The sequence below is a fragment of the Iodobacter violaceini genome (assembly GCF_011601265.1).
GTDB lineage: Bacteria > Pseudomonadota > Gammaproteobacteria > Burkholderiales > Chitinibacteraceae > Iodobacter > Iodobacter violaceini.
Window position 1 is genome coordinate 1 of record NZ_JAAOLX010000029.1, and the last position, 1022, is coordinate 1022.

Below are 1022 nucleotides of genomic sequence, written 5' to 3' on the forward strand. Positions count from 1 at the left end.
TGTTAGCGCCGATTGAAATTTGACCCACCCTGCCGATCCAATTTTGACCCAGGCCGGGGCGTTGCTTTTTCATCGAGCAACTGTGGATAAGTCTAGCAAATAGCGAACGGCCCGCCCGCTATTTTTCATCATCTTCGCTTTAGAATTGCTCAGGTTCCGTTGTTAGTTCGTCCTTCCTGCTTTGCTCCCGTTGTTTGATTTTCGTTTTCGCCATCATATTGCTGTGCTGGAAGCGGTAAGACTCATTGCCCGTCTCTACAATGTGGCAATGATGGGTCAGTCGATCCAAGAGCGCGGTCGTCATCTTGGCATCGCCAAACACACTCGACCATTCCGAGAAATTCAGATTGGTCGTGATGATCACGCTTGTGTGTTCGTATAGCTTACTGAGCAAATGAAACAGCAAAGCACCCCCAGCTTGGCTGAATGGTAGGTAGCCCAGCTCGTCCAGTATCACCACGTCAACCCGCATCAAACTCAGCGCAATCCGTCCTGCTTTGCCCTCACGCTTTTCCTTTTCAAGCAAATTGACCAAGTCCACTGTCGAGTAGAAACGCGCTCGTTTACCATGACGCGTGATGCCTGCAATCGTGATCGCCGTCGCCAGATGCGTTTTCCCTGTGCCTGGACCGCCAATAAAGACGGCGTTCTGTGCGGTTTCAGTGAAGGCCAGCGTCGCTAATTGCCCAACTAATGCTTGATCCAATTTGGTGGCGCTGAAGTCAAACCCAGCCAAATCCCGATGCACAGGGAACTTGGCCGCACTCATCTGATGCTGGATCGAACGCATACCTCGGTCAGTGTTTTCGGCTTGCAGCAAATGCTCGATCAACCAGCTAGAGGTATCAATACCTAAACCACCTTGGGCTTTCAAATCCACCCAGGCGCCCGCCATACCATGCAGCCGCAAGGCTTTGAGTTCTGCAGTAATATCACGCATGATGAGCTCCTTCATGTGTCACTGTGTCAGTGCTGGTTGAGGTTGACTCATCCGTCTCGCGCAGTTGGTCATAACGCTCGGT

At 51.6% G+C, this 1022-nt stretch carries 1 protein-coding gene; it reads right to left on the reverse strand.

What is annotated here, in order from left to right:
- Positions 1–139 precede the first annotated feature (139 nt).
- Positions 140–940: an IS21-like element helper ATPase IstB gene (gene istB, locus HA050_RS21695; RefSeq protein ID WP_166830582.1), complete on the reverse strand. Its 801-nt coding sequence runs from the start codon at positions 938–940 to the stop codon at positions 140–142.
- Between the last annotated feature and the right edge of the window lie 82 nt (positions 941–1022).

Excerpts from the sequence above, each read along its gene's own strand:
- istB (WP_166830582.1), bottom strand. The coding sequence starts at position 940 with ATGCGTGATATTACTGCAGAACTCAAAGCCTTGCGGCTGCATGGTATG.